Annotated in this window: 22 protein-coding genes; 18 read left to right on the plus strand and 4 right to left on the minus strand. The window is 69.2% G+C overall.

All coding sequences use genetic code 11. The features are described 5' to 3' along the window. Positions 1-2: 2 nt before the first annotated feature. Together cbiQ and AU188_RS15080 are read left to right on the plus strand one after the other, a co-directional pair. Positions 3-776: a cobalt ECF transporter T component CbiQ gene (gene cbiQ / locus AU188_RS15075; RefSeq protein ID WP_059164497.1), complete on the plus strand. Its 774-nt coding sequence runs from the start codon at positions 3-5 to the stop codon at positions 774-776. Further along, entirely contained in the window at positions 773-1,507 is a 735-nt protein-coding gene (locus AU188_RS15080) for an energy-coupling factor ABC transporter ATP-binding protein (RefSeq protein ID WP_059164498.1), read from the plus strand. The genes cbiQ and AU188_RS15080 overlap by 4 nt, the downstream gene beginning before the upstream one ends. Here AU188_RS15080 and mtr read toward each other — a convergent pair. Together mtr and AU188_RS15090 are read right to left on the minus strand one after the other, a co-directional pair. Next, on the minus strand, positions 1,504-2,919 hold the full coding sequence (mtr, locus tag AU188_RS15085; protein WP_059164499.1) for a mycothione reductase: 1,416 nt from the start codon (positions 2,917-2,919) through the stop codon (positions 1,504-1,506). The two genes, AU188_RS15080 and mtr, sit on opposite strands and share 4 nt — an antisense overlap. 3 nt (positions 2,920-2,922) lie before the next feature. Next, positions 2,923-3,894 carry an alpha/beta hydrolase gene (locus AU188_RS15090; protein WP_059164755.1) on the minus strand — a complete coding sequence of 324 codons (972 nt, stop codon included), beginning with the start codon at positions 3,892-3,894 and terminating at the stop codon, positions 2,923-2,925. A gap of 195 nt (positions 3,895-4,089) precedes the next feature. Here AU188_RS15090 and mqo point away from each other — a divergent pair, with 195 nt between their 5' ends. The 9 genes from mqo (at position 4,090) to AU188_RS15135 (ending at position 16,438) form a co-directional block, all read left to right on the plus strand. After that, entirely contained in the window at positions 4,090-5,589 is a 1,500-nt protein-coding gene (mqo, locus tag AU188_RS15095) for a malate dehydrogenase (quinone) (protein ID WP_059164500.1), read from the plus strand. Then, the gene (locus AU188_RS15100; RefSeq protein WP_059164501.1) at positions 5,586-6,032 is read left to right on the plus strand and encodes a GNAT family N-acetyltransferase; all 447 of its coding nucleotides are present in this window, start codon (positions 5,586-5,588) and stop codon (positions 6,030-6,032) included. The genes mqo and AU188_RS15100 overlap by 4 nt, the downstream gene beginning before the upstream one ends. After that, positions 6,029-7,849, plus strand: a complete 1,821-nt coding sequence (locus AU188_RS15105; protein ID WP_059164502.1) for a magnesium chelatase subunit D family protein — start codon at positions 6,029-6,031, stop codon at positions 7,847-7,849. The genes AU188_RS15100 and AU188_RS15105 overlap by 4 nt, the downstream gene beginning before the upstream one ends. A gap of 35 nt (positions 7,850-7,884) precedes the next feature. After that, positions 7,885-8,499: a cob(I)yrinic acid a,c-diamide adenosyltransferase gene (cobO, locus tag AU188_RS15110; protein WP_059164503.1), complete on the plus strand. Its 615-nt coding sequence runs from the start codon at positions 7,885-7,887 to the stop codon at positions 8,497-8,499. An 88-nt stretch (positions 8,500-8,587) separates the two neighbouring features. After that, a complete protein-coding gene (locus AU188_RS15115) occupies positions 8,588-9,994 on the plus strand; it encodes a cobyrinic acid a,c-diamide synthase CobB (protein WP_059164504.1) in 1,407 nt (468 codons plus the stop codon). Between the two features lie 244 nt (positions 9,995-10,238). Beyond that, on the plus strand, positions 10,239-11,444 hold the full coding sequence (gene cobA, locus AU188_RS15120; RefSeq protein ID WP_059164756.1) for a uroporphyrinogen-III C-methyltransferase: 1,206 nt from the start codon (positions 10,239-10,241) through the stop codon (positions 11,442-11,444). A 32-nt stretch (positions 11,445-11,476) separates the two neighbouring features. Beyond that, positions 11,477-13,069 (plus strand): MFS transporter, encoded by a 1,593-nt coding sequence (locus tag AU188_RS15125; protein WP_059164505.1) that lies wholly within the window; start codon positions 11,477-11,479, stop codon positions 13,067-13,069. Between the two features lie 69 nt (positions 13,070-13,138). Continuing rightward, the gene (locus AU188_RS15130; protein ID WP_059164506.1) at positions 13,139-14,656 is read left to right on the plus strand and encodes an MFS transporter; all 1,518 of its coding nucleotides are present in this window, start codon (positions 13,139-13,141) and stop codon (positions 14,654-14,656) included. A 27-nt stretch (positions 14,657-14,683) separates the two neighbouring features. Further along, positions 14,684-16,438, plus strand: coding sequence for a proline--tRNA ligase (locus AU188_RS15135; protein WP_059164507.1), 1,755 nt, complete (start codon positions 14,684-14,686; stop codon positions 16,436-16,438). A gap of 51 nt (positions 16,439-16,489) precedes the next feature. On the opposite strand, the gene AU188_RS15140 is transcribed toward AU188_RS15135, so the two are convergent. Then, a complete protein-coding gene (locus AU188_RS15140; protein WP_059164508.1) occupies positions 16,490-16,960 on the minus strand; it encodes a ferritin-like domain-containing protein in 471 nt (156 codons plus the stop codon). After that, a complete protein-coding gene (locus tag AU188_RS15145) occupies positions 16,957-17,466 on the minus strand; it encodes a hypothetical protein (RefSeq protein WP_156426696.1) in 510 nt (169 codons plus the stop codon). Before AU188_RS15145 ends, AU188_RS15140 begins: the two co-directional genes overlap by 4 nt. A 133-nt stretch (positions 17,467-17,599) precedes the next feature. Between AU188_RS15145 and rimP the strand changes: the two genes are divergently transcribed. The 7 genes from rimP to AU188_RS15180 all read left to right on the plus strand — a co-directional run bounded on the left by rimP (position 17,600) and on the right by AU188_RS15180 (position 25,249). Next, entirely contained in the window at positions 17,600-18,139 is a 540-nt protein-coding gene (rimP, locus tag AU188_RS15150) for a ribosome maturation factor RimP (RefSeq protein WP_059164509.1), read from the plus strand. Next, a complete protein-coding gene (nusA, locus tag AU188_RS15155) occupies positions 18,136-19,179 on the plus strand; it encodes a transcription termination factor NusA (protein ID WP_059164510.1) in 1,044 nt (347 codons plus the stop codon). Before rimP ends, nusA begins: the two co-directional genes overlap by 4 nt. Positions 19,180-19,255: 76 nt before the next feature. After that, positions 19,256-19,660 carry a YlxR family protein gene (locus AU188_RS25010; RefSeq protein ID WP_082686642.1) on the plus strand — a complete coding sequence of 135 codons (405 nt, stop codon included), beginning with the start codon at positions 19,256-19,258 and terminating at the stop codon, positions 19,658-19,660. Positions 19,661-19,727: 67 nt separating this feature from the next. Further along, complete coding sequence (gene infB, locus AU188_RS15165; RefSeq protein WP_082686643.1) at positions 19,728-22,436, plus strand: translation initiation factor IF-2; 2,709 nt, start codon at positions 19,728-19,730, stop codon at positions 22,434-22,436. Further along, on the plus strand, positions 22,437-22,940 hold the full coding sequence (gene rbfA, locus AU188_RS15170; protein ID WP_059164513.1) for a 30S ribosome-binding factor RbfA: 504 nt from the start codon (positions 22,437-22,439) through the stop codon (positions 22,938-22,940). Next, on the plus strand, positions 22,915-23,913 hold the full coding sequence (locus AU188_RS15175; protein ID WP_059164514.1) for a DHH family phosphoesterase: 999 nt from the start codon (positions 22,915-22,917) through the stop codon (positions 23,911-23,913). Before rbfA ends, AU188_RS15175 begins: the two co-directional genes overlap by 26 nt. Next, positions 23,906-25,249, plus strand: a complete 1,344-nt coding sequence (locus tag AU188_RS15180) for an MATE family efflux transporter (RefSeq protein WP_059164515.1) — start codon at positions 23,906-23,908, stop codon at positions 25,247-25,249. Before AU188_RS15175 ends, AU188_RS15180 begins: the two co-directional genes overlap by 8 nt. Positions 25,250-25,253 lie beyond the last annotated feature (4 nt).

A 25,253-nucleotide genomic window follows, 5' to 3' on the forward strand; every position in this document is an offset into this window, starting at 1 on the left:
CCATGGGCGCGGGCGCCCATCCGCTCTACCGGCACGACGACTCCGCAGTGCACCGTGCCCCCGCCGAGGTCAAGATCGTCTGTCTGCTGGTGTTCGTCCTCGCGGTGGTCGCGACGCCGCGGGAGATGTTCTGGCCCTTCGCCGTCTACGCCGCGATCGTCGTCGTCGTCTGGCGGCTCGCACGCATCCCTCTGCGGTGGATCCTGCCGCGGATGCTGATCGAGGCGCCGTTCCTGGTTCTGGCGGTGCTCCTACCGTTCGCCGAGGGCGGCCAGCGTGTCGACGTGGCGGGCTTGCAGCTTTCGGCCACCGGGCTGTGGGCAGCGTGGGGCATCGTCGTCAAGGGCACGTTGGGGGTCGCGGCGGCCCTGACGGTGGCGGCCACCACGTCGACGACCGAGTTGCCGATGGCGTTGAGCAGGCTGGGAATGCCCGCGGTGGTGACCTCGGTCCTGGTGCTGATGATCCGCTACGTCGATCTGCTCACCGGCGAGGCCAGCCGCATGCGGATGGCACGCGTCTCGCGCGGCGACTCGCCGCGTGTTCTGCATCAGGCGGGCGCCATCGCCAAGGGGATCGGAGCCTTGTTCTTGCGCTCCTACGAACGTGGCGAGCGGGTGTACGTGGCGATGCTGTCACGCGGATTCGACGGCAACGCACCGGATCTGGCGGTGATCGGGGCGCCGCCGCGGGCGGCCGCGTCGCAATGGGTGGTCGCCATGACACCCGCCGTCGCTGCGGTGGCGATCGCGACGGCGGCGTGGGTATTGCGATGACCGCGGTCACCATCGAGGCGCTGCGCCACGTCTACCCGGACGGCCAGGTGGCCCTCGACGGCGTCGACCTGGCCGTCGCACATGGTGAGCGCGTCGCGGTGCTGGGGCCCAACGGCGCCGGCAAGACCACGCTGATGCTTCACCTGAACGGCGTGCTCACCGCGACGTCGGGCACCGTGCGGATCGGCGATTCCGTGTTGACGCGCAAGACCATTCACGACATCCGCAGGCGTGTGGGGTTGGTCTTCCAGGATCCCGACGATCAGCTGTTCATGCCGACCGTCGCGCAGGATGTGGCGTTCGGCCCCGCCAACTTCGGGTTGCGCGGCGACGAGTTGGCGGCGCGGGTACGGCAGGCGTTACAGACCGTTTCGCTCACCGAACAGGCCGACCGCAGCCCCACCCACCTGTCGGCGGGCCAACGGCGCCGGGCGGCATTGGCGACGGTGCTGGCGTGTGCGCCCGACATTCTCGTGCTCGACGAACCGTCGGCGAACCTCGATCCCGTGGCGCGCCGCGAACTGGCCGAAACCTTGTCGGGCCTCGAGGCGACGATGTTGATCGTCACACACGACCTGCCGTACGCCGCCCAACTGTGCGAGCGGGCGGTGGTGATGGACCGCGGCATAATTGTGGCCGACGGGCCGATCCGCGACATCCTCTCGGATGCAGAACTTCTTGCCGCACACCGCCTGGAACTGCCCTGGGGTTTCGAGGTGCCGGCGCGCTAATGGCGCTTCGACGGCGGCCACGGCGGTTCCCCGCAGAGCGCCAGCAGAGCGTTCTCGATGATCTCGGGTAACGCGGGATGAATCCAGTACTGCCCGCGCGCCATGTCCTGGGCGGGCAGGTCGAAGGCCATCGCCTGAATGATGGGCTGGATCAACGACGACGCCTGATGGCCCATGATGTGTGCGCCCAGGAGCAGGCCGGTGTCGTCGTCGACGACCAGCTTGGCGATGCCGGTGGTGTCCTCCATCGCCCAGCCGTAGGCGACGTCACTGTAGTCCTGGATCTTGACCTTGATCCGGAATCCCTTTGCGCGTGCCTGGTTTTCGGTCAACCCGACGCTGGCGATCTGTGGATCGGTGAACACCGCTGAGGGCACATGGCGATGGTTGGCCGCGACCAGCGCATCCGTGTCGTCCCAGTCTTGGAGCAGATTGTGCTTGACGACGCGCGCTTCGTGGTTGGCGACGTGCTTGAGCTGAAAGTCCGAAGACACGTCGCCGAGCGCGAAAACGCCGCGCGCCGTGGTGCGTTGGTAGTCGTCGACGACGACCTGTCCGCCCGCGGTGACCTTCACGCCGGCGTGCTCGGCGTCGAGCAGGTCGCCGTTGGGAACGCGGCCCGTCGCCACCAGCAGCGTGTCGCCGCGCAACTTCGAGCCGTCCGTGCAGGTGATCTCGACGCCTCCGCCGGCCTCACGCGCATCCGCCAGCTCGTGGTGGTTGCGCACCTCCCACTTCTTGGCGGCGATGTCGGTGAAGCGCATGGCGATGTCGTCGTCGTGGCCGCGCAGCAGCGTGCTGCCGCGGATCAGCAGCGTCACGTGGCTGCCCAGGGAGCTGAAGATGTGGGCGAACTCGCAGGCCACGTACCCGCCGCCGACGATGATGAGGTGCTCGGGCACATCGGTGATCCGCATGATTGTGTCGCTGGTGTGGTACGGCACACCGCATTCCGCGACCGCGTCGGGGACCACGGCCCGCGAACCGGCGGCGAGCACCACCTGGTCGGCGGTGAACTCCTCACCGTCGTCGGTGCGCAGCGCGTAACGGCCGTCGGGTCGAGTGGGTCGGAACCTGGCGTGGCTGGCGAACACCTGCACGTTGGGCGAGGACCGGCGGTAGTTCTCCCCGCTCATCGCGATCGGATCGATCCGCCCGAACACCCGCGAGACAATGTCGGGCCACCGCACCGCGTCGACGTGGGCATCGACGCCGTACCGCGACGCCTCCCGGACGTCCTGCGCGACTCCCGCCGCGTACACGAACATCTTCGTCGGGATGCAGCCGACGTTGAGGCATGTGCCGCCGAAGATGCCCTGCTCGCAGATCGCCACCTTCTTGTCGACGTATCGCTCGTCGAGAATCGTGTTGCCGGAACCGGTTCCGATGATCGCGATGTCGAAGTGCGTCATGGGTCAGCCTCCTCGGGATTGGGTGGTGGCATTCCAGCGGTGCGCGAGATACCAGTCCAGCCAGCCGGTCAGCTCCTGGTAGGCGGCCTGCCGCGGTTCGGGCATCGACAGGAACACGTCGTGCTTGGCGTCGGCGATCGGCACGACGGTGGTCCGGTTGCCGATGCAGCCGGCCCACCGGGCGATCTGCCTGACATCGAGCACCGCGTCGCCGCGCTGGATCTCATCGATTTTTCGGGGGTCCCGGACCTCACGAACGCTGCGGTCCGAGCGCAGGATCAGGTTCGGCACGCCGACGTCGAGCCCGCGGTGCAGTTTCGCGTGGCCCCGGCGAATGGCGTGGATCCAGCCGGTCGTGACCGGGAAGCCGCCGACCGGCTTCCACCTCAGGTCGTAGTCGAAGTCACCGTGGTAGTCGCGGTGCAGTGTCGTGCCGTACCCGCCCTCGGTCGGCGGGCGCACCACCAGCCGTTTGCGAAACCGGGAGACCGCGCCCAGCGCGGCGCGCGTCGGCGCGGCCCGCAGGATCGACGGCCCCTGCAGATCGAGCCACGGGCTGTTGAGCACCAGACCGGCAACGCGTTTGCGACCGGTCTGCCCGCGGCTGCGCAACCGGTCCAGCCACAGCGACACGATGAGGCCACCGGCCGAATGCCCGTACACCAACACCTGCGCCGGTGACACCGAGGCAATGATGTCGAGCGCACGCTCGAGTTCCGCGTAGTAGCGGGTCAGGTCGGTGGTGAAGTGCGGGGTTTGGCCCTCCCGCCAGGAGCGGCCGCATTTGTGCAAATCGACGGCGTAGAACGCGAACCCCCGCGCGGCGAAGTGGTCGGCAAGCTCGGTGTTGAAGAAGTAGTCGGTGAACCCGTGCACCAACAGGACGGCGTGGGTGGCCGACGGATCGGGCTCACCGCGGCGGACCAGGGTCGCGACGAGTTCACCCTCGCCGTCCGGGTCTGTGCCGAGGGCCATCGTGTGTTGCCAGTAGCCCGGCAGTACGTCGGCCTTCCAGTCGGGCACGACAGCAACGATAGTCGGCGCACCCGAGCCTCCTGCGGTGAAGCGGTCCCACTTCGTGCGCGGGGATTGAGATGGCGCCCTGCGGGCTAACCTGATGACCGACCATGACCGCGACCGCGAAGGACAACAGCGTCTGGGGGACTGACAGTGGCTGACGACCATCCGACGACCGACGTCGTGCTCGTCGGCGCGGGCATCATGAGCGGCACGCTGGGTGCCATGCTGCGGATACTGGAGCCGGATCTGTCGATCACGCTCATCGAGCGCCTCGACGGGGCGGCCGCCGAAAGCAGCGATGCGTGGAACAACGCCGGCACCGGGCACTCGGCGCTGTGCGAACTCAACTACACCCCGCAGAAGCCCGACGGTTCGATCGACATCGCCAAAGCGGTGCGCGTCAACGAACAATTTCAGGTGACCCGCCAGTTCTGGGCCTATGCCGTGGAGAACGGGTTGATCAGCGATCCGCGCAGCTTCCTCAATCCCGTTCCGCACGTGAGCTTCGTGCACGGCGCGGCCAATGTGAAATACCTCCGGCGCCGCTACGAGGCTCTGGTGACCAACCCGCTGTTCGCCGGCATGGAATTCATCGACGACGAGGACGAGTTCGCCCGGCGGCTGCCGCTGATGGCCCAGAAGCGCGACTTCTCCGACTCGGTGGCGCTGAACTGGACCCAGGGGGGCACGGACGTCGACTTCGGTGCGCTGTCGCGCCAACTCATCGGCTTCGTCGCCCAGCGCGGTATGACCACACGATTCGGGCACGAGGTGCGCGACCTGCGCCAGGAGCCCGACGGCTCGTGGACGCTGAAAGTGGAAAACCTGCGTACCGGCCGGACCAGCAAGCTCAAAGCCAAGTTCGTCTTCGTCGGCGCGGGCGGCGGGGCGCTGAACCTGTTGCAGAAAGCCGGCATGAAGGAGGCCAAGGGCTTCGGCGGCTTCCCGGTCAGTGGCAAGTTCCTGCGCACCGACGTGTCGAGGTTGACCGCGGCGCATCGGGCCAAGGTCTACGGCCAGCCTCCGGTGGGTGCGCCGCCGATGTCGGTTCCGCACCTGGACGCCCGCATGATCAACGGCAAATCGTGGTTGCTGTTCGGGCCGTTCGCGGGCTGGTCCCCGAAGTTCCTCAAGCAGGGCGACGTCTTCGACCTGCCCGAGTCCATCACGTTGAACAACGTCGCGTCCCTGGTCAACGTCGGGCTCACCCAGTTCGGGTTGCTGAAGTACCTTGTCGGTCAGTTGATGCTGTCGGACGCCGAACGAATCGACGCGCTGCGCGAATTCGCCCCGAGCGCAAGGGAATCGGACTGGGAGCTCAACGTCGCGGGACAGCGGGTCCAGGTCATCTGCGGCGCGAAGGGCAAGGGGGTGCTGGACTTCGGAACGACCGTCCTGACCGCGGGTGACGGCACCATCGCCGGCCTGCTCGGCGCATCGCCCGGGGCGTCGACCGCGGTGCCCGCGATGCTCGACGTCATGCAGCGCTGCTTCGCCCAGCGCTACCAGGCGTGGCTGCCGAAACTGCAGGAGATGGTGCCGTCGCTGGGCCATGAGTTGTCCTCGGAGCCGGCGCTGTTCGACGAAGTGTGGTCGCACGGGACCCGTGTGCTGCGGCTCGACGAATCCTCGGCGGTGGCCGCCGGATGACGGTTGCGCTGCGCCGCAGCTGGTCGCGCGACCTCGACGCCGCGATGCTCTACGAACTGCTGAAGCTGCGGGTCGAGGTGTTCGTCGTGGAGCAGGCCACCCCGTACCCTGAACTCGACGGCCGTGACCTGCTGGCCGAGACCCGGCACTTCTGGCTGGAAACCCCCAGCGGCGAAGTCATTTCGACGTTGCGGCTGATGGAGGAACACCCCGGCGGGCAGAAGGGCTTCCGCATCGGGCGGGTCTGCACCAAGCGGGAGGCCCGCGGACACGGGCACAGCACCCGGCTGCTGCAGGCCGCGCTGGCCGAGGTGGGTGACTACCCGTGCCGGATCGACTCGCAGACGTACCTGGCCGACATGTACGCCCGCCTCGGCTTCGTCCGCGACGGTGAGGAGTTCCTCGAGGACGGCATTCCGCACGTCCCTATGCTGAAGCCGTGACATACCCGTTCAGCGCGATAGTCGGACACGACCGCCTGCGGCTGGCGCTGCTGCTGTGCGCGATCCGTCCCGACATCGGCGGGGTGCTGATCCGCGGCGAGAAGGGCACCGCGAAATCGACCGCGGTGCGCGGGCTGGCCAAAGTGCTCGAGGCGGTCGACGGAGCCGCGCTCGTCGAGTTGCCGATCGGCGCCACCGAGGACCGGGTTGTCGGGTCGCTGGATCTGCAGAAGGTGCTGCGCGACGGTGAGCACGCGTTCTCCCCGGGCTTGCTGGCCCGCGCGCACGGCGGCGTGCTGTACGTCGACGAGGTCAACCTGCTGCACGACCATCTGGTCGACGTGCTGCTCGATGCCGCGGCGATGGGCCGGGTCCACGTCGAGCGCGACGGGGTGTCGCACAGCCACGACGCCCGGTTCGTCCTGATCGGCACCATGAATCCCGAAGAGGGCGAACTGCGTCCGCAGCTGCTCGACCGGTTCGGGTTGACCGTCGACGTGCGGGCGTCCCGCGAGGTGGACGTCCGGGTCGACGTGATCCGCCAGCGGATGGCGTACGAAACCGACCCGGACGGGTTCACCCAGAGCTACGCCGACGCCGACGCCGAGCTGGCCCGCCGGGTCGCGGCCGCCCGCGCCGCGGTCGGCTCGGTTTCGTTGCCGGACAGTGAATTACGGCGCATCGCCGCGTTGTGTGCGGCCTTCGACGTCGACGGTATGCGCGCCGACCTGGTGGTCGCCAGGACCGCCGTCGCGCATGCCGCCTGGCGCGGCGCCGACACGGTGGCCGAGGAGGACATCCGCGTCGCCGCCGAACTCGCGCTGCCGCACCGCCGCCGCCGCGACCCGTTCGACGACCCAGGCCTGGACCCCGGACAACTCGACGACGCGATGGCCCAAGCCGACGAGGCCGCCGACGGAGATCCCGAGCCCGATCCTGACCCACCGGGTGGTGGCTCATCGGGGAATGGTTCGGATAGCCAAGCGTCACAACGGAATTCGGGCAACGCCTCACGACCGAGCGCCCCGCCGTCGCCGGTCTTCCGCGCCCGGTCGCTGGTGGTCCCGGGTGTGGGCGAGGGAGCGCCCGGCCGCCGGTCGCGTGCGCGTAACCGCACCGGCAAGACGATCTCGGCCACCGGCGACAACGGACCCGGTCACGGTGTGCACGTGTTCGGCACGCTGCTGGCGGCGGTGGAGCGGCAGCGTGGACCGGGACGGCCCCGGCCGGTGCCGGGCGATGTGCGGCGGGCGATCCGGGAAGGCCGCGAAGGCAACCTGGTGATCTTCGTCGTCGACGCGTCGGGTTCGATGGCCGCGCGGGACCGGATGTCCGCGGTCGGCGGCGCGACGCTGTCGCTGCTGCGCGATGCCTACCAACGGCGCGACAAGGTCGCCGTCATCACGTTCCGTCAGCAGGCCGCCCAGGTGTTGCTGCCGCCGACGTCGTCGGTTCACATCGCAAGTAGGCGCCTGGCCCGGTTCGACACCGGCGGCAGGACGCCTCTGGCGCAGGGACTGTTGGCGGCCCGCGACCTCGTCGTGCGCGAGAAGGCCCGCGACCGTGCCCGGCGCAGCCTGGTGGTCGTGCTGACCGACGGCCGGGCCACCGGTGGCTCCGACCCGCTGGGCCGCGCGCGCGAGGCCGCCGCCCGGTTGGTCGCCGAAGGCGCCGCCGCGGTGGTGGTGGACTGCGAGACTTCCCATGTGCGGTTGGGGCTGGCCGAAGAGCTCGCCGAGCAGTTGGGCGCCCCGGCGGTGCGGCTGGCCGAGCTGCGGGCCGACAGCCTCACCGACGTGGTCCGCACCGCCGCCTGATCTGGACTCACACGGAAGTAGGGGAGAGTCACGTCATGCCTCAGGGCCAGCCGCTCACCGTCCCCGACGACGGGTTGACCACCCGCGCACGTCGCAACGCGCCGCTTCTGGCCGTGCACACCGGCGCGGGCAAGGGCAAGTCGACCGCGGCGTTCGGCATGGCGCTGCGCGCGTGGAACCAGGGCTTCGACATCGCGGTGTTCCAATTCGTCAAGAGCGCCAAGTGGAAGGTGGGCGAAGAAGCGGCCTTCCGCGAGCTCGGACGGCTGCACGACGAGCACGGCGTCGGCGGACCGGTGCAGTGGCACAAGATGGGGTCCGGGTGGTCCTGGTCACGCAAACACGGTGACGAGGTCGACCACGCCGCCGCCGCGGCCGACGGCTGGGCCGAGATCGCGCGGCGGCTGGCCGACGAGCGCCACGACTTCTATGTGCTCGACGAGTTCACCTACCCGCTGAAGTGGGGGTGGATCGACCTCGACGAGGTGATCGAGGCGATCCGCTCACGGCCCGGCACGCAGCACGTCGTCATCACCGGCCGCGATGCGCCGCAGCCGCTGCTCGACGCCGCGGATCTGGTGACCGAGATGACGAAGGTCAAGCACCCGATGGACGTCGGCCGCAAGGGACAGAAGGGCATCGAGTGGTGACCGTTTTTCGCGCGAACAGCCGCAAAGTGAGCTTTTTCTTCGGCGTGTCGGGGCAATTTACGTCTGCTCGGCAGAGAAAGCCGCCGGTGTGAGCAGGGCGACGCCCGCTGTGGTGATCGCCGCGCCCGCCTCGGGTAGCGGCAAGACGACCGTGGCGACCGGCCTGATGGGGGCGCTGCGGCGCGCCGGTCGGGCCGTCGCGCCGTTCAAAGTGGGTCCCGACTACATCGACCCGGGCTATCACTCGCTGGCCGCGCGGCTGCCCGGCCGCAACCTGGACCCGGTGCTGCAGGGCGAACACCTGATCGGGCCGCTGTACCGGCACGGTTGCGCCCGCGCCGACATCGCGGTCATCGAGGGCGTGATGGGGCTGTTCGACGGGCGCATCGCCGACGATTCGCGGAGCTCGGCGTTCGGCTCCACCGCGCACGTGGCCGCGCTGCTGGGCGCACCGGTCGTCATGGTCGTCGACGCGCGCGGGCAGAGCCACAGCATCGCCGCGCTGCTGCATGGGTTTTCGACGTTCGACTCGTCGGTTCACGTCGCCGGGGTGATCCTCAACCGGGTGGGATCGCCGCGTCACGAGGAGGTGTTGCGCCAGGCCTGCGAACATGCCGGCGTCCGAGTCTTCGGCGCGATCCCGCGCAGCGTCGAATTATCCGTCCCCTCAAGGCATCTCGGATTGGTCACCGCGGTCGAACACGGTGAGCGGGCGCAGGCGGCGGTCGAGGCGATGACCGTGCTCGTCGGCCGCCATGTGGACCTCGTCGGGATCGCCGCGCTGGCCGGCAGCCGGGTGATGGACGATCCGTGGGACGCGGAGGAGGTGACCCCCGTCGGCGGAAACGCCATAGTGGCTATGGCGACAGGCCGGGCCTTCAGCTTCAGCTACGCCGAGCACAGCGAACTGCTCGCCGCGGCCGGCGCCGAGGTCGTCGAGTTCGACCCGCTGACCGACCCGCTGCCGCCACGCACGTCGGCCGTCGTCATCCCCGGTGGGTTCCCCGAGGAGTTCGTCGCCGACCTGTCGGCCAACGACGTCGCGCGCGCACAGATCAGGCACCTGGCCGCAGCCGGTGCGCCGGTGCATGCCGAATGCGCGGGGCTGACCTACCTCGTCGACGACCTCGACGGCCACCCGATGTGTGGTGTGTTGTCCGGGTCGGCGACGTTCACCGACCGCCTCACCCTCGGCTACCGCGAAGCGGTCGTGGTGGCCGACTCGCCGTTGCACTGCATCGGCGACCGGATGATGGGGCACGAGTTCCACCGCACCGCAGTCTCTTTCGCCGACAGCTACGCGCCCGCCTGGATCTTCTCCGACACCGAGGTCAAGAGGACCCACGACGGCGCCGTGGCCGGCGGCGTACACGCCGGCTACCTGCACACCCATCCCGTCGCCCACCCGCAAGCGATCAGCCGCTTCGTGGCCGCGGCAGCAACCTCTGAGCTCGCGCCGATGAGCCGCTTGCGCGAAGAGGATCCGACCCAGTGACCGAGAACGCCTACCTCGTCGGTCGTCGTCGACGCCGCCGATTGTGAAAATGGCGACGGAAATTCGCGTCTGGGCGTCGTCAGATTCACAATCGAGGCGCCCTAGTCGGCGATGGTGAGGATCTCGGCGCCGTTGATCATCGGCTCGATGTGCGGCAGTACTTCGGGTAGCCCTAAGCTCGCGCCGATGAGCCGCTTGCGCGAAGAGGATCGGACCCAGTGACGCGGACGCGAGGAGCAGTGTGATTTCCGAGAACGCCTACCTCGTCGGCCTTCGCCTGACCGGCAGGAAGGTCGTCGTCGTCGGCGCCGGCAGCGTGGCGCAGCGTCGCTTGCCGCTTCTGGTGGCCAACGGCGCCGACGTACACGTGATCGCCCGCGAAGCCACCCCCGCGGTCGAGGCGATGGCCGGAATCACACTGCTGCTGCGTGAGTTTCGCGCAGGTGACCTCGAGGGCGCCTGGTACGCGATCGCGGCCACCGATGATCCCGAAGTCAACGCCGCCGTCGTCGCCGAGGCCGAACGCCGTCACATCTTCTGTGTACGAGCCGATGTCGCCGTGGAGGGCACCGCGGTCACTCCGGCGTCGTTCGAGTACGAGGGGCTGTCGGTCGGTGTGCTCGCCGGCGGTGAGCACCGACGGTCGGCGGCGATCAGGACGGCGATCCACGAGGCCATGCAACGGGGCCTCATCGCACCGGACATGTCGGCGACCCCCGATGTCGTCCACGGTGGCGTGGCGCTCGTCGGCGGGGGACCGGGCGACCCGGAGCTGATCACCGTGCGCGGCCGCCGGCTGCTGGCGCACGCCGAGGTCGTCGTGGCCGACCGCCTTGCGCCGCAGGAACTGCTGGCCGAACTTTCGCCGCACGTCGAGGTCATCGACGCTTCGAAGATTCCGTACGGCCGGGCGATGGCCCAGGACGCGATCAACGGCATCCTCATCGACCGCGCGAGGGCCGGCAAGTTCGTCGTGCGGCTCAAAGGCGGCGACCCGTTCGTGTTCGCGCGCGGCTACGAAGAGGTGCTGGCGTGCGCCGAGGCCGGAATTCCGGTCACGGTCGTGCCGGGTGTGACGAGCGCCATAGGGGTACCCGCCTTGGCCGGCGTTCCGGTCACCCACCGCCACGTCACCCACGAGTTCGTTGTGGTCAGCGGCCACGTCGCGCCCGGACATCCGGAATCGTTAGTGAATTGGAATGCCCTGGCCGGACTCTCGGGCACCATCGTGTTGCTGATGGCGGTCGAACGCATCGAGCTTTTCGCCAAGGCCCTACTCGAAGGCGGGCGACCTGCGGATACGCCGGTGCTGGTGGTGCAGCACGGCACGACGGCGGCGCAACGCACTTTGCGCGCCACTCTGGCCGACGCGGCAGAACGCATCCGGGAGGACGGAATCCGGCCTCCGGCGATCATCGTGATCGGCCCCGTGGCCGCCTTCGGCGGTTAAAGGATTCTTAAGAGTACTGTAAGGTAACCCGCATGACGGCTCTCAATGACGCAGAGCGTGCCGCCATGCGCCGTGACGCCGAGGGTGGGGCAGACCAACCGTTTTCATTTCGCCCGCAGAAGAGCGCTGTGCAGTCCGCGGAGGGGCGGACCAGCAGGTATCCAGCGTGGCTGCCGTCGCGGCGGTTCATCGCCGCGGTCATCGCGATCGGCGGCATGCAACTGCTCGCGACCATGGACAGCACCGTCGCCATCGTCGCGCTTCCCAAGATCCAGGACGAGCTGAGCCTGTCCGACGCCGGCCGCAGCTGGGTCATCACCGCTTACGTGCTGACGTTCGGCGGGCTGATGCTGCTCGGCGGGCGGCTGGGCGACACAATCGGCCGCAAGCGCACCTTCATCGTCGGCGTCGCGCTGTTCACCATCGCCTCGATCCTGTGCGGCCTCGCGTGGAACGAGGCGACGCTGGTGATCGCCCGGCTGCTGCAGGGCGTCGGCGCGGCGATCGCGTCACCGACCGCGCTGGCACTGATCGCGACCACCTTCCCGAAGGGCCCCGCCCGTAACGCCGCCACCGCGATCTTCGCGGCGATGACCGGCATCGGCTCGGTGATGGGTCTGATCATCGGTGGGGCGCTGACCGAGGTGTCGTGGCGGTGGGCGTTCCTCATCAACGTCCCGATCGGGTTGGTGATGATCCACCTGGCCCGCAGGACGCTGCGGGAGACGAGCCGCGAGCGGCTCAAGCTGGATGCCACCGGCGCGATCCTGGCCACGCTCGGCTGTACCGCCGCGGTGTTCGGGTTCTCGATGGGGCCCGAGCAGGGCTGGCTGTCGCCCATCACGCTGGGTTCCGGGCTCGCCGCAGCCGCGGCGCTGCTCGCGTTCCTCTACGTCGAACGCACCGCCGCCAACCCCGTCATGCCGTTCGACCTGTTCAAGGACCGCAACCGGGTCGCGACTTTCGTCGCGGTGTTCCTCGCGGGCGGCGTCATGTTCACGCTGACCGTCCTGATCGGGCTCTACGTGCAGGACATCATGGGCTACAGCGCCCTACGAGCCGGCATCGGATTCATTCCGTTCGTCATCGCGCTCGGCATCGGCCTCGGCCTGTCCTCGACACTGGTGTCGAAGTTCCCGCCGCGGATACTGGTCATCGCCGGTGGCGTGCTGGTGCTCGGCGCGATGATCTACGGCTCCACGCTCGACGCCAACATCCCGTACTTCCCGAATCTGGTGCTGCCGATCACGATCGGCGGGCTCGGCATCGGCATGATCGTCGTCCCGCTCACCTTGTCGGCGATCGCCGGCGTCGGCTTCGACCAAATCGGCCCCGTGTCGGCCATCGCGCTGATGCTGCAGAACCTCGGCGGTCCCGTCGTCCTCGCCGTGATCCAGGCCGTGATCACCTCCCGCACGCTGTATCTGGGCGGCACCACCGGACCGGTCAACGACATGAACGCCGCGCAGTTGCATGCCCTCGATCAGGGCTACACCTACGGCCTGCTGTGGGTGGCCGCGGTCGCGGTCATCGTGGGCGGTGCAGCGCTGTTCATCGGCTACACCGCATCGCAGGTCGCCCATGCGCAGGAAGTCAAGGACGCGATCGACTCCGGCGAGTTGTGATTCGGGTGTAGTTGGTGGCGCTCAGCGTTACCGACTACACCGAAATCGCACTCGGTAGGGTGGCTGTCCATGTCTGCCGTCGGTGGTTCCTCCGGATCGACAGACCACCCGCCGCCACCTTCGGCGTTACCGCTGGCTTCATCGGTGTTGGGCCCGGCGATCATCGCGATCACCGGCATGCAACTCATGTCGACCCTCGACGGCACGATCGTGATCGTCGCGTTGCCGCGGATGCAGGCGGATCTCGGGCTCACCGACGCGAGCAAGAGCTGGGTGATCACCGCCTATGTGCTGGCGTTCGGCGGCCTGCTGCTGCTCGGCGGGCGCGTCGGCGACGCGATCGGTCATAAGCGCGCGTTCCTGTCCGGTGTCGGCGTCTTCACGATCGCCTCGCTGGTGTGCGGTCTGGCCACCGATCCGGCCACCCTGATCGCGGCCCGGGCGGTGCAGGGCACCGGCGCGGCGGTCGCGGCGCCTACCGGCCTCGCGCTGATCGCGACGACGTACGCGGTCGGGCAGGCGCGTAACCGCGCGCTGGCCATCTCCGCGGCCATGCAGGGCATCGGCTCCGTGCTCGGGCTGGTGCTCGGCGGCGCACTCACCGTGATCTCCTGGCGGCTGGCGTTTCTGATCAACGTGCCGATCGGCATCGTGATCATCGTCATCGCGGTCACCCGGCTGGCCGAGACCCACCACGAAAGGCTCAAGCTCGATGTCACCGGCGCGGCGCTGGCCACGCTGGGCTGCACATCGGCGGTGCTGGTCTTCACGCAGGGCCCGCCGCGCGGGTGGATCGATCCGCTGGTGATCGGCGCCGCGGTGGCGTCGGCGATCTTCTTCATCAGCTTCCTGCTCGTCGAGCGCACCGCGCAGCACCCGATCGTGCCGTTCTCGGTGTTCGACAACCGCAACCGGGTGATGACGTTCATCGCGCTGTTCCTCGCGGGCGGCGTGCTGCTGACCCTGACGGTGATGATCGGGCTGCTGGTGCAGGACGTCCTGGGCTACTCGGCACTGCGGGCCGGCATCTGCTTCATCCCGTTCGCGCTCGCGTTCGGAGTGGGCACCGCGGTCGCGGCCCGGCTGGCCCCGCACGTCGCGCCTCGCTGGCTGATCCTCGGTGGCGGGTTGTTCGTGCTGGGCGCGATGCTGTACGGCTCCACCCTGGACCGCAGCATCCCGTACTTCCCGGATTTGTTCGCGCCGATCGTGGTGGGCGGCTTCGGCATCGGGGCGATCGCGGTGATCCTGCCGCTGTGCGCGATCGCCGGCGTGGGCCCCGGCGAGATCGGCCCGGTGTCGTCGATCACGTTGATGGTGCAGAACCTCGGTGGGCCGCTGGTGCTCGTGGTCATCCAGGCGGTGCAGACGTCACGCACGTTGTACCTGGGCGGTACCACCGGCCCGGTCAAGGACATGACGCCGGCCCAGCTCGACGCGCTCGGCCACGGCTACACCTACGCGCTGCTGTGGGTCGCCGGCGTCGCGGTGATCGTCGGCATCGCCGCGTTCTGGATCGGCTTCTCGGCGCGCCAGATCGCCACCGCCCAGCACACCCGCGAAGCGGTGGAGGCCGGCGAGCTGTAGCCCCGGCCATCAGTAAGGTTGTCGACTGTGATCACCCGCATGTCGGAGCTGTTCCTGCGCACCTTGCGCGACGATCCGGCCGACGCCGAAGTGCCCAGCCACAAACTGCTGATCCGCGCCGGCTACATCCGACCGGTCGGCCCCGGGCTGTACAGCTGGCTGCCGCTCGGACTGCGGGTGCTGCGCAAGATCGAGGCGATCGTGCGAGCCGAGATGAACGCCATCGGCGGACAGGAGATCCTGTTCCCTGCGCTGCTGCCGCGCGCGCCGTACGAGGCGACGAACCGCTGGACCGAGTACGGCGACGCGCTCTTTCGGCTGAAGGACCGCCGCGGCAACGACTACCTGCTGGGGCCCACCCACGAGGAGTTCTTCACGCTCACGGTCAAGGGGGAGTACTCGTCGTACAAGGACTTCCCGCTGCGCCTGTACCAGATCCAGACCAAGTACCGCGACGAGGCCAGGCCACGCGCCGGCATCCTGCGCGGGCGCGAGTTCCTGATGAAGGACTCGTACTCGTTCGACGTCGACGACGACGGGCTCAAGAACGCCTACCACGCCCACCGCGAGGCTTATCAGCGGATCTTCGGCCGCCTCGGCGTGCGCTACGTGATCGTCTCGGCGGTGTCGGGCGCGATGGGCGGCAGCGCCTCCGAGGAGTTTCTCGCCGAGAGCGAGATCGGTGAGGACACCTACGTGCGCTGCCTCGAATCCGGTTACGCCGCCAATGTCGAGGCCGTCATCACCGCCGTGCCGGAGGCGCTGCCGATCGAGGGCCAACCCGAGGCCAAGATCTACGACACCCCCGACACCCCGACGATCGCCACGCTGGTCGAGTGGGCCAACTCGACGCTGGCCCGCACCGTCACGGCCGCCGACACCCTCAAGAACGTGATGCTCAAGGTGCGTGAGCCCGGCGGCGAATGGGAACTGCTGGGCGTCGGCGTGCCCGGCGACCGGGAGGTCGACGACAAGCGTCTCGGCGCGGCGCTGGAACCGGCGGAGTATGCGCTACTCGACGACTCCGACTTCGCCAAGTACCCGTTCCTCGCGAAGGGATACATCGGCCCGAAAGCGTTGTCGGCCAACGGTGTTCGTTATCTCGTCGATCCGCGTGTGGTCGACGGCACGTCGTGGATCACCGGCGCCGATGAGCCGGGCAGGCATGTGGTCGGCCTGGTCGCGGGGCGAGACTTCGTTCCCGACGGCACGATCGAGGCCGCCGAGGTCCGCGAAGGCGACCCGTCGCCGGACGGGGCCGGGCCGCTGGTGGCCGCCCGCGGTATCGAGATCGGCCACGTCTTCCAGTTGGGCCGCAAGTACGCCGACGCGTTCGAGGTCGACGTACTCGGCGAGGACGGCAAGCCGGTTCGGTTGACCATGGGCTCCTACGGCGTCGGGGTGTCGCGACTGGTCGCAGTCATCGCCGAACAGCACCACGATGAGATCGGGCTGCGGTGGCCGTCGTCGGTGTCGCCGTTCGACGTGCACGTGGTGATCGCCAACAAGGACGGCGCCGCGCGCGCCGGCGCCGAGGAGTTGGCGGCCGACCTCGATCGGCTCGGGCACGAAGTGCTGCTCGACGACCGGCAGGCCTCGCCCGGGGTCAAGTTCAAGGACGCCGAACTGCTCGGTGTGCCGTGGATCGTCGTGGTCGGCCGCGGCTGGGCCGACGGCGTGGTGGAGCTTCGCAACCGGTTCACCGGGGAGACGCGCGAGATTCCCGTCGCCGCCGCGGCAGCCGAGATCTCGGCGGCACTCGCTTCGCCGAACGTGCGCTGAGCGCGAGAATCCCGGCGAAATCTCGCAGTGAGCGCACGTTCGGCGCGAGGACTACTCGTTGCCGCCGGGGAACGCGACCGTGACCGGCGTCGTCCCGAGCACCCGGCTCCACCGAGCGGCCATCACCGCGCACTGCGTCAGCGCTGCCACCCCGAACGCTCGCTCCTGCTCGGTGGTGGCCTGTTCGACGACCGCGCGCCACGCGACGGCCGCGTCCTCCTCCATGCGGACCGCGAGCTTGGCGGCGTCGGCGGGCGTGTCGACCTTCATCGGCAACTGGTACCCGGCGGCCGGCAGCGGACCCTCGATTGACCGGCCGGTCAGCATGGCCAGGCCCTTTTCGCGGCGCTCGCGGTGCTCGGCCATCGCATTGGACACCAGCTCGTTGACGTCCGGCGTGGAATGCGCCGACACCAGCCCGTATCCGTAGATCGTCGCGTGTTCGGTGGCGATCGCGTCGAACAGCGCACCGTCCGCGGGGTTCGAGGGCCGCGTCGGACCGGTCGGTTCCACCGACGTCATTGCGGCCACCTCGGGTCGGCGAGGGCCACCGTGTAGGCGGCGGTGCAGGCCGCGGCGATCGACGCGATCAACCCGGCGCGGTAACCCGAGAGCTTGGCGGCCAGCTCGCTGGCGCTCTCCGCCGATGCCCGCAGCGCGTTGGCGGCGTCCTTGACGGTGGGTGGCTTCGCCGCCTCGGCGGTGGTGCTGGAGGGCGTGGTGGTGGGTGCCTCGGCGCCGCGCATTCGGACCAGCTCATCGGACAGCGCCTGGGCATGGGCCGCCCGTTCGGCGGCGACCGCGGTCAGCGCCGCCACGACGGGCCCGCGCTCCTCGGCGGCGGCATCGGTGGCCAGCTGGCTGTCGGCGCGCGCCCGGTCGAGTTGGGCGGCGAGCTCGTCGACCTCCGGCGGCGGTGGCGATGACCCGCAGGCGGCCGCGGTCGCGCCGAGTAGGGCAAACGCCGCGGCCGAGGCCAGTACGCGTCTCCTGCTGATGGTCGGCGGAGTGCTCGGCACGAGCAACATCTTGCCATCGCGGTCTCGTCGCATCGGGTGCGCGTTTGGCGTTTACCGCGGCGCCCCTGGCGTATCGTTGAGTGTTGGTTCGGCGGTGCTGCCGCGGAATCGAGTCCGGACAACTCAAGACGAGGAGCTCGCCGTGACGGAGCGTTCTGCGGGATTGCCGTCGCAGAAAGAGGTGATCGAGCTACTCGACGGCGAGTTCGCACGCGCAGGTTACGAAATCGAAGATGTGATCGTCGACGCGGCCGCGCGTCCGCCCCGCATCACGGTGGTGGCCGACGGGGACGACGGCCTCGACCTCGAGTCGATCGCCGGGTTGTCCCGGACGGCGTCGACGCTGCTCGACGAGGTCGACGCCAGATCCGCGCCGTATGTCCTCGAGGTCACCTCCCCGGGGGTGGACCGACCGCTGACCGCCGAGAAGCACTTCCGCCGGGCCCGCGGTCGCAAGGTCGAGCTGACGCTGTCCGACGGCACGCAGCTCACGGGCCGGCTCGGCGAAACCGCCGGCGGCGTGGTCCGTCTGGTGGTTCGCGCCGGCCGAGCGGCGAACTACTCGGTACGAGAATTGCCGCTGGAAGGCATCGCGAAAGCCGTTGTGCAAGTGGAATTCTCGCCTCCCAATCCGCGAGAGCTGGAGCTGGTCGGCCGTTCTGGGAAGGAGGCTTCGACGTGAACATCGACATGGCCGCACTGCATGCCATCGAAGTGGACCGGGGCATCCCGGTGGGTGAACTCGTCGAAACCATCAAGTCCGCGCTGCTGACCGCCTACCGGCACACCGAGGGACACGCCGCCGAGGCGCGCATCGAGATCGACCGCAAGACCGGTGAGGTCAAGGTGATCGCCACCGAGCTCGACGACGACGGCAATCCGATCACCGAATGGGACGACACCCCAGAGGGATTCGGCCGGGTCGCCGCCACCACGGCGCGCCAGGTGATGCTGCAGAGGTTCCGCGACGCGGAGAACGAGAAGACCTACGGCGAGTTCTCGGCCCGCGAAGGCGACATCGTCGGCGGGGTGATCCAGCGCGACGCGCGCGCCAACGCGCGAGGCCTCGTCGTCGTCCGGATGGGCAGCGAGACGAAGGGTTCAGAGGGCGTCATCCCCGCCGCCGAGCAGGTGCCCGGTGAACGGTACGAACACGGCGACCGGTTGCGCTGCTACGTCGTCGGCGTGAGCCGCGGCGCGCGTGAACCGTTGATCACGCTGTCGCGCACCCACCCGAACTTGGTGCGCAAACTCTTCTCGCTGGAGGTTCCGGAGATCGCCGAGGGGTCGGTGGAGATCGTGGCCGTCGCCCGCGAGGCCGGCCACCGCTCGAAGATCGCCGTCACCTCCCGGGTGTCGGGGCTCAACGCCAAGGGGGCCTGCATCGGACCCATGGGACAGCGGGTGCGCAATGTGATGAGCGAGTTGTCCGGCGAGAAGATCGACATCATCGACTACGACCCCGATCCGGCGAAGTTCGTCGCCAACGCGCTCTCGCCGGCCAAGGTGGTATCGGTGTCGGTCATCGACGAGACCGCGCGCGCGGCACGCGTCGTGGTGCCCGACTTTCAGCTGTCGCTGGCGATCGGCAAGGAGGGGCAGAACGCGCGCCTGGCGGCCCGGCTCACCGGCTGGCGCATCGACATCCGCAGCGACGCCGCCCCCGCGGGCAAGGCGGAGGCCGGCCAGGACGTGGCGCGCGGGTCCGTCGGCGACCGGTAAGCCCGGCCCGCGCACGCGTCCACGCCGACCAGCGCAGCCATTTCAATTACCAGCGACAGTGACGGTAGACTCACCTGTGATCCAGCGCGAGACTTCGGCTTCGGCGCAACGACGCAGCCCCGACGAACCTGTCGGACCGGTGCGGACCTGCGTTGGTTGCCGAAAACGAGAGCTGGCCGTCGAACTGCTTCGGGTGGTCGCCGTCGGCAACGTCGATGGTGCTGGGAATCCTTCCAGCGCCGTGACCGTTGACTTGGCGCGAAAGCTGCCGGGGCGGGGTGCGTGGCTGCATCCCACTCCGCACTGCCTCGACGCAGCAATCCGGCGGCGAGCCTTCGGTCGAGCGCTGCGCATCACCGGTTCACCGGACGTATCCGCGGTGGTCGAGCACGTCAGCGCTATGAGCAGCGCGGAAGCGCCCGAACCGCCCGGCAACAGAACAGGTAGCGAAGAACATGAGCACACCGTGAAGTCCCGATGACCATGCGTCATAGCTAACCCGAGGCGCGGCGCCTACCACCGCTGACGCCTCTAGAGATGGAGATGTAGTGGCAGGTAAGGCCCGTGTACACGAGTTGGCCAAGGAACTCGGTGTCACCAGTAAGGAAGTTCTCGCTCGTCTGAGCGAACAGGGCGAATTCGTCAAATCCGCGTCCTCAACCGTGGAGGCCCCCGTCGCGCGCCGGTTGCGCGAATCCTTCGGCGGCGGGAAACCGGCCGCCGAGAAGGTCAAGGCCGACGGCAACGGCTCACCGGCTGGCTCATCGGCTGGCTCGCCGGCCGCCACCAAGAGCACCGCCCCCAAGGAGCCCGCGAAAGCACCCGCGCCCAAACCTGCGGCACCCCCAGTCGAGGCTCCGCCCGTCACGCCTCCCGCGGCGGCCGGTCCGCCGGCCACGCCCGCGGCACCGCCTTCCCGTCCGGGCCCGACACCCGGCCCACGGCCCGGTCCCGCGCCGGGCGCCCCCAAGCCGGCGCCGCGCGTCCCGCGCGTCGGTAACAACCCGTTCTCGTCCCAGCAGCCGGTGGACCGGCCGATTCCTCGTCCTCAAGGCCCACGGCCCGGTCCCGGCGCCCCGCGGCCCGGCGCTCCGCGGCCCGGTATGTCGCCGAGCAACATGCCGCCACGTCCCGGCGGGCCCCGGCCCCCGCGTCCGGGTGGCGGCCCGCGGCCCGGCCCCGGCGGCGGGCCTCGTCCCGGTGCGGGGCAGGGTGGGCGTCCCGGTGCCGGTGGCGGCGGTGGTAACTACCGCGGCGGCGGTGCCGGCGGCGGAGCTCCGGCCGGCGGCGGCTATCGCGGCCGGCCCGGCGGCGGTGGCCGTCCCGGCCAGCGCGGCGGCGCGGCAGGTGCCTTCGGCCGTCCGGGCGGCGCCCCCAAGCGGGGTCGCAAGTCGAAGCGGGCGAAACGCGCCGAATACGAGAACATGCAGGCGCCCGTCGTCGGCGGTGTCCGGCTGCCGCACGGCAACGGTGAGACCATCCGGCTGGCGCGCGGTGCGTCGCTGAGCGACTTCGCCGAGAAGATCGACGCCAACCCGGCCGCGTTGGTCCAGGCCCTGTTCAATCTCGGTGAGATGGTCACCGCGACGCAGTCCGTCGGCGATGACACCCTCGAACTGCTCGGCAGCGAGATGAACTACAAGGTTCAGGTCGTCTCCCCGGAGGACGAGGACCGCGAGCTGCTGGAATCCTTCGACCTGTCCTATGGCGAGGACTCGGGCGGCGAGGAGGACCTCGAGCAGCGGCCGCCGGTGGTCACCGTGATGGGTCACGTCGACCACGGCAAGACCCGACTGCTGGACACGATCCGTCAGGCCAACGTCCGCGAGGGCGAGGCCGGCGGCATCACCCAGCACATCGGCGCCTACCAGGTGCAGGTCGACCTCGACGGCAACGTCCGGCCGATCACGTTCATCGACACCCCGGGTCACGAGGCGTTCACCGCCATGCGTGCCCGCGGTGCGAAGGCCACCGACATCGCGATCCTCGTGGTCGCCGCCGATGACGGCGTGATGCCGCAGACGGTCGAGGCGATCAACCACGCGCAGGCCGCCGAAGTGCCGATCGTGGTGGCGGTCAACAAGATCGACAAGGAAGGCGCCGACCCGGCCAAGATCCGCGGTCAGCTCACCGAGTACGGGCTGATTCCCGAGGACTACGGCGGCGACACGATGTTCGTCGACATCTCCGCCAAGCAGGGCACCAACATCGACGCGCTGCTGGAAGCGGTCGTGCTGACCGCCGACGCCGCCCTGGATCTTCGGGCCAACCCCGATATGGAAGCCCAGGGTGTCGCGATCGAAGCGCACCTGGACCGCGGTCGCGGCCCGGTGGCCACGGTGCTGGTGCAGCGCGGCACGCTGCGGGTGGGCGACTCGGTGGTGGCCGGCGACGCGTACGGGCGCGTCCGGCGCATGGTCGACGAGCACGGCGAGGACGTCACCGAGGCGCTACCGTCGCGGCCCGTCCAGGTCATCGGCTTCACGTCGGTGCCCGGCGCCGGCGACAACTTCCTGGTCGTCGACGAGGACCGCATCGCGCGCCAGATCGCCGACCGGCGCAGCGCGCGCAAGCGCAACGCGTTGGCCGCCCGCAGTCGCAAGCGCATCAGCCTCGAGGACCTGGACTCGGCGCTGAAGGAAACCAGCCAGCTGAACCTGATCCTCAAGGGCGACAACGCCGGTACGGTCGAGGCCCTCGAAGAGGCCCTGCTGGGCATCCAGGTCGACGACGAAGTGGAGCTGCGGGTCATCGACCGCGGCGTCGGTGGGGTCACCGAGACCAACGTCAACCTGGCGTCGGCCTCGGACGCGATCATCATCGGCTTCAACGTCCGCGCCGAGGGCAAGGCCACCGAGCTGGCCAACCGCGAGGGTGTGGAGATCCGCTACTACTCGATCATCTACCAGGCGATCGACGAGATCGAGGCCGCGCTCAAGGGCATGCTCAAGCCGGTCTACGAGGAGAAGGAGCTCGGCCGCGCCGAGATCCGCGCCATCTTCCGGTCGTCGAAGGTCGGCAACATCGCCGGCTGCCTGGTCCAGTCGGGCATCATGCGGCGCAACGCCAAGGCGCGGCTGCTGCGTGACAACGTCGTGGTGGCCGAGAACCTCACCGTGTCGTCACTGCGTCGCGAGAAGGACGACGTCACCGAGGTCCGCGAGGGCTACGAGTGCGGTCTGACGCTGACCTACTCCGACATCAAGGAAGGCGACGTCATCGAGACGTACGAGTTGGTCGAGAAGGAAAGGGTCTAGATGGCCGATCCGGCACGAGCACGCCGGCTGGCCAAGCGCATCTCCACCCTCGTCGCCTCGGCGATCGAATACGAGATCAAAGATCCGCGGCTGGCCGGTGTGACGATCACCGACGCCAAGGTCACCAACGATCTGCACGACGCCACGCTGTACTACACGGTGCTCGGTTCGTCGCTGTCCGAGGAGCCGGACTACGACGCAGCCGCGGCGGCGCTGGACAAGGCGAAGGGTGTGCTGCGCTCGAAGATGGGCGCCAGCCTCGGCGTCCGCTTCACGCCGACGCTGGCGTTCGAGCGCGACACCGTGCCCGACGCGGCGGTCAAGATGGAAGAACTGCTCGCCCGCGCCCGCGCCGCGGATGAGGATTTGGCGAGAGTTCGCGAAGGTGCCAAGCACGCGGGGGATGCCGACCCGTACCGTGTCAGTGAGGAGGAGGGCGAGGCAGTTCCCGGGGGGCCTGACGACTCTGAGGACATCGGTGACCGCGATAGACAAGACGACTGACGTTCCCGAAGTGGGCGATCGGGTCGACGCCCATGCCGCCGCCGAACTCCTCTCGGCGGCTTCGTCGGTCGGCGTGGTCTGCCATGTCTATCCAGACGCCGACACGATCGGTGCCGGCTTGGCGTTGGCGCTGGTGCTCGACCAGGTCGGCAAGAGTGTCCAGGTGAGCTTCGCCGCGCCGGCGGTCCTGCCCGAATCGCTGCAGTCGCTGCCGGGTGGACACCTCCTGGTCGGCCCCGACGCGATGCGCCGCGACCCCGACCTGGTGGTCACCGTCGACATTCCCAGCGTCAACCGCCTCGGCGCGCTGCGCGGGCTCGCCGACTCCGGCCGCGACGTGCTGGTCATCGATCATCACGCCTCCAACGAACTGTTCGGCAGCGCCAACTACGTCGACCCCTCGGCGGACTCCACCACGATGTTGGTGGCCGACCTCCTCGACGCGTGGGACAAGCCGATCGACATCGGCGTCGCGCACTGCCTCTACGCGGGGTTGACCACCGACACGGGCTCGTTCCGGTGGGCCAGCCCGCGAGCGCACCGACTGGCTGCACGGCTCGTCGAAATCGGCGTGGACAACGCCGCCGTCAGCCGCACGCTTCTCGACACCCATCCGTTCGCGTGGCTGCCGATGCTCTCGCGGGTGCTGTCCTCGGCGGAGTTGTTGCCCGAGGCCGTCGGCGGTCGCGGCCTGGTGTACGCGGTGGTCCGATACCAGGAATGGGCGGATGCGCGACCGGAAGAGGTCGAGAGCATCGTCGACATCGTGCGCACCACAGAGCAGGCCGAAGTCGCCGCGGTGTTCAAGGAGATCGAGCCCGCGCACTGGTCGGTGTCGATGCGCGCGAAGACCTACGACTTGTCACCGGTGGCGAGCGGGTTCGGCGGTGGTGGGCACCGTCTGGCGGCCGGTTACTCGGCGACCGGGTCCGCCGAGGACGTCGTCAAGGCGTTGCACGCGGCCCTTGGCTGAGCCCGGACCCCAGCCGCCGCACGCACCGGTGGACGGCCGCCGCATCGCCGGGCTGGCGTTGCCTGCGCTCGGAGTGCTGGCCGCGGAACCGATCTATCTGCTGTTCGACCTCGCGGTGGTGGGCCGGCTCGGCGCGCTGGCGCTGGCCGGGCTGGCGATCGGTGGGCTGATCCTGACGACGCTGAGCTCGCAGATGACGTTCCTGTCCTACGGGACCACAGCGCGCTCGGCCCGCTTCTTCGGCGCCGGGGACCGCGCGGCGGCCGTCGGGGAGGGGGTGCAGGCGACGTGGCTCGCGCTGGGCTTGGGCACGGTCATCGTCGCGGTGGTGCAGCTGTTCGCGGTGCCCCTGGTGTCGGCGCTGGCCGGGGACTCCGACGGCGGCGACATCGCCGAGCAGGCGTTGTCGTGGGTGCGCATCGCGATCGTCGGTGTGCCCGCGATCCTGGTGTCGGCGGCCGGCAACGGTTGGATGCGCGGGGTGCAGGACACCGTGCGGCCGCTGAAGTTCGTCGTCTTCGGTTTCGCGGTCTCGGCGCTGCTGTGTCCGCTGCTGGTGTACGGCTGGCTCGGCATGCCCCGGCTCGGATTGGCGGGCTCGGCCGTCGCAAACCTGGTGGGGCAGTGGTTGGCGGCGCTGCTGTTCTGCCGCGCGCTGCTGATCGAGCGGGTGCCAGTGCGGTTGCAACCGCAGGTGTTACGCGCGCAGGTGGTGATGGGCCGCGATTTGGTGTTGCGGACCCTGGCGTTCCAGGCTTGTTTCGTGTCGGCCGGAGCGGTCGCCGCCCGGTTCGGTGCGGCCGCCGTTGCCGCCCATCAGGTCGTGCTGCAGTTGTGGAATTTCCTTGCGCTGGTATTGGATTCGCTTGCCATCGCCGCCCAGTCGCTGGTGGGCGCGGCGCTGGGAGCCGGCCAACTGACGCACGCCAAGTCGGTGGCCTGGCGGGTGACGATCGTTTCGACGCTGGCCTCGGTGGTGCTCGCGGTGGTGTTCGCGGTCGGCGCCTCGGTCTTCCCCAACGTGTTCACCGACGACCGATCCGTGCTCGACGCGATCGGGGTGCCCTGGTGGTTCATGGTGGCCCAATTGCCGATCGCCGGAATCGTTTTCGCGCTGGACGGTGTGCTGTTGGGCGCGGGCGACGCGAAGTTCATGCGGAACGCGACGCTGGCCAGCGCGCTGGCCGGCTTCCTGCCGTTGATCTGGCTGTCGCTGATATTCGGTTGGGGCCTGCTCGGGATCTGGGCCGGGCTGTCGACGTTCATGGTGCTGCGGTTGGTGTTCGTCGGCTGGCGCGCGTTCTCCGGACGTTGGCTGGTCCCGGGCACGGCCTAGCAGA

It is taken from the genome of Mycobacterium sp. IS-3022 (assembly GCF_001500065.1).
Classification (GTDB): domain Bacteria; phylum Actinomycetota; class Actinomycetes; order Mycobacteriales; family Mycobacteriaceae; genus Mycobacterium.